Annotated in this window: 6 protein-coding genes; 1 reads left to right on the forward strand and 5 read right to left on the reverse strand. The window is 63.8% G+C overall.

From position 1 onward, the window contains the following. The coding region (locus EN750_RS26210; RefSeq protein WP_189526458.1) for a GFA family protein at positions 1-193 on the reverse strand (193 nt) is incomplete at its 3' end. A gap of 170 nt (positions 194-363) precedes the next feature. Beyond that, the gene (locus EN750_RS26215; RefSeq protein WP_127398309.1) at positions 364-543 is read right to left on the reverse strand and encodes a DUF3606 domain-containing protein; all 180 of its coding nucleotides are present in this window, start codon (positions 541-543) and stop codon (positions 364-366) included. Between the two features lie 801 nt (positions 544-1,344). On the opposite strand from EN750_RS26215, the gene EN750_RS26220 reads away from it, so the two are divergent. Further along, positions 1,345-1,773, forward strand: coding sequence for a DoxX family protein (locus tag EN750_RS26220; protein ID WP_127398311.1), 429 nt, complete (start codon positions 1,345-1,347; stop codon positions 1,771-1,773). 28 nt (positions 1,774-1,801) lie between these two features. On the opposite strand, the gene EN750_RS26225 is transcribed toward EN750_RS26220, so the two are convergent. The 3 genes from EN750_RS26225 to EN750_RS26230 form a co-directional block, all read right to left on the reverse strand. Next, positions 1,802-2,548 (reverse strand): hypothetical protein, encoded by a 747-nt coding sequence (locus EN750_RS26225; protein ID WP_127398313.1) that lies wholly within the window; start codon positions 2,546-2,548, stop codon positions 1,802-1,804. Positions 2,549-2,550: 2 nt separating this feature from the next. Further along, positions 2,551-2,652 (reverse strand): TMEM175 family protein, encoded by a 102-nt coding sequence (locus EN750_RS40985; RefSeq protein WP_245482815.1) that lies wholly within the window; start codon positions 2,650-2,652, stop codon positions 2,551-2,553. A gap of 153 nt (positions 2,653-2,805) precedes the next feature. Continuing rightward, positions 2,806-3,085 (reverse strand): hypothetical protein (locus tag EN750_RS26230; RefSeq protein WP_245482816.1); only part of this gene is annotated, 280 nt, incomplete at its 5' end.

Below are 3,085 nucleotides of genomic sequence, written 5' to 3' on the forward strand. Positions count from 1 at the left end.
TGCCATAGGAGCTGACGAGGCCGGTGGTCTCGAAGGCCTCGCGCGGCCAGATGGCAAAGGCCGAATAGACCGAACCGCCGGCCTTGCGGCAATCCTTGCAGTGGCACAGGCCAACGCGCAATGGCGGGCCGTGAACCTCGAACTGCACGCCGCCGCACAGGCAGCTGCCGGTCCTGCGTATGGTGTCGGACATGGCGACCTCCCTCATGCGTGGCGCTGCGGGCCGGGTGGGACAGATGCTCGTCTGCCGTTTCGTTGGCCAGGATGAGAAACCGGGAAAAAGACATCCTGTTCACCATACCACCAGGTCCGGTTGACGCGGCCCGCAGCATCTTCAACGCCGCCCAGGCGAAATGGTTTCGACTAGCCGCGGGCCGCCATATGGGCGTCGAGCTTCTTGCGCGAGGGGCCGTAGCGCTTGATGATGGTCTGTGCCTCGCTTGGCGGGATGCCGTATTTGCGGGCAAAGGCGGCAACCTCGTAGGGCTCTTCACTCGAGACCTGCTTGCGGTCCTGTTTCGTATTCGACTTGTCGTCAGCCATCTCAGGCCTCGCTTTCTGTTGTCGGGGACGCGCAGCCTTCGGCGCCCGCGATCAACACGACATAACACAGATTGGCGCCGCCGGTTCCACCAGACGACACGGCCTGGGCTGCGATAGGCGTGTATCAGGCCGAGGGCCGCATGGGGTCGGCGGCGGCAGCGTGGTCGCCGTCACATTCGGAGCATGCCGCGCTGAGGCCGGGGCAGCCGCGCCGGTGCGTGCCGGCGGGGCAGCAATGGCCGTTGGAACTCGTCCAGCGGGGGCATTCGAAGACCTGACCAGCGCCGCCGCAGCCGCTGCACTCCAGCGGTGCCGACCGCTCGCCATGAGATGTCGCCCCAAACCTGACGCTCGTGCGCAAATTCAGCCCGCCCAAAATCGCTGCACCGGCACACCGCTGCATTAGCCCCAGCTAACAATATCACGTCCGTGATTACCAACAAGTTTCAATCGCGCGACGCGCCGGCAAGCCGTTCGGGCCGGCGTGGCGTGTCGTCAGGCCGGCTTCAGCCGCATCGCGGCGAGATACATGAGCGCCGAGGCGGCCTGCCCTCGGTCCCAGCCGGCGGCCTCGGCCTTGCGGAGCAGGGCGTCGAGATGCGGAACCAGCATATGTCCGATTCCCCCTTTGAGCGAGCAATAATATACCGTCAGCCGGCAAACCGAAAATCGCTCTTGCCGTACGGTGTGACGCTTCGAAAGCCCTCTGCGATCCTGTCGAGAAAAATTGGACTGATGTGTCGGACCTGGCGCCGGTCGCGCGTCCTAGGAGCGATCAACCTGCAAAGCTGGAGAACGAGCATGTCGTCGCAAATCACTCAATCACCGTGGCAGACCGCGGCCCTTGTCGTCGCCCGGCTGATCTTCGCCGGCGTCTTCCTGATGGCCGTGACCTTCAAGTTCATGGGCATGGACGCCACCGCCGGCTATATCGCCGCCGCCGGCTTTCCGTTTCCGCTGTTGCTGGCCTGGTGCGCGGCGATCCTGGAGGTCGCGCTGGTGCTGTGTTTCCTGACCGGCGCCTTCTTCTCGCAGGCGGCCCTTGTCGCCGCCGCCTATGTGCTGTTCCTCGGCTTCGCCTTTCACGGACCCCGCCACTGGGCCGGCAACCAGGCCGAGTTCGGCTTCTTCATCGACCATTTTTCGTTCCTGGCCGGACTGCTGTTTGCGGCCGTGCATGGACCGGGCAAGGTGCTTTCGCTCGACCTGGGATGGCCGGGCAGGGCGTAAGGCGAGGGTTGGAGGAACACGCCTGCGGCTAATGCATGCTGGTCGGGTCGAATGAAGCCAACGCCTCCAGCCCTTTGTTGATCAGCCGCAGCCGGGAAGGTGCTGCGCGGCCTCGCGCAGTCAGCAACAGCTGGTGCACCGGCAGGCTGAGCAGCCAGCGTCGCATCTGATGAATTTTCGCCTCGTCCACGTGGCTCCAAAGTGCGCGCTCGGTGGTGTCGTTCTCGAACACAAAGTTTGCCCCTGACTGCATGAAGTTGGCCAACTGCAGCGTGGCATTGATCGACGGTGCAGCAAGCCATCTTCCCAGCATCGCGGCCAGATCGAGATCAAGACAGGCGATGCCGCAGATCCAGCTGTCGGCTTCCTCCTCGTCGGGATCTTCCTGAAGGGCCTGCGACAAGGCGCCGGCGAACAGCGCGCGGATTGCAGCCTGCTCATGGAGCGGCCAATCCAGCCACTTCCCCTTCTTCAAGCGCTCGGCAATGATCGATGGATCGGTCCCCGTCCACTGTTGGTCACGGATAGCCTGCTCGAGGATGCGCGGCAGGAAATGCTTGTAGTCGTCAACGTCTCCCACCGTGGTCATCGCGTAGCCGGCATAGGGGCCGATCTGATCGCCGGTCAGTTCTCGCAACGGAGCGGAGCTCAGTGTCTTCAGCAACGCGACGGGATTGCGCAATGGCGAGGCATGTATGGCATGCGGCCTCGGATAGGGCGCGAATGCTGCATAGCAGTCGTCGATCAGGCGCTGAAGCTGGTCGTCGGGCTGCATGCCTATTGCCGCTCCCGCTCGGCGAGCAGCGTCATCGTGATGGCGAGAATGCCGTCGACCAGCGCGTCCAGGCGATTGCAGGGGAGGTGGGATGTTGCCGGCATTTGGCTGTTATAAGCGAAAGCACATGAAAAAGGATAGACGCAGCAACCCCAGGGCAAGCCGGCGTCAAATGCTCGAAAGCTGCGTCCTGTCAGCGGCGTTTCCGATCCGGAAGGCGCGGAACCAGTTCCGGCTGGAGAGCCGAGGCAAGCGGCCTATTCCCGCGTCAGGCGCTCGCCATATTCGCGCCATAGCGCCTTCACCTCCAGGCCGCCGAGGCGCGGGATCGACGGATCCCCCGAGGTGATGGCCACAGTGCTGATATCGTATTGGGGATAGGCGTTGGCGACGAAGCGGATCGCTTCGCCAAGCGAATGCACGCGGATGACGGGATCAGCCTGGCCCTGGCCAGTGCTGCGCACACCGGAAACCGTGGCCGGAGCATGCCGCATCCTGAACACGGATGCCATGGCTGGTCTGTCCATCGTCCTCTCC

Source organism: Mesorhizobium sp. M7A.F.Ca.ET.027.03.2.1 (assembly GCF_003999175.1).
In the GTDB taxonomy this organism is placed as follows: Bacteria; Pseudomonadota; Alphaproteobacteria; order Rhizobiales; family Rhizobiaceae; genus Mesorhizobium.

Excerpts from the sequence above, each read along its gene's own strand:
- EN750_RS26215 (WP_127398309.1), bottom strand. The coding sequence starts at position 543 with ATGGCTGACGACAAGTCGAATACGAAACAGGACCGCAAGCAGGTCTCG.
- EN750_RS26220 (WP_127398311.1), top strand. The coding sequence starts at position 1,345 with ATGTCGTCGCAAATCACTCAATCACCGTGGCAGACCGCGGCCCTTGTC.
- EN750_RS26225 (WP_127398313.1), bottom strand. The coding sequence starts at position 2,548 with ATGCAGCCCGACGACCAGCTTCAGCGCCTGATCGACGACTGCTATGCA.
- EN750_RS40985 (WP_245482815.1), bottom strand. The coding sequence starts at position 2,652 with ATGCCGGCAACATCCCACCTCCCCTGCAATCGCCTGGACGCGCTGGTC.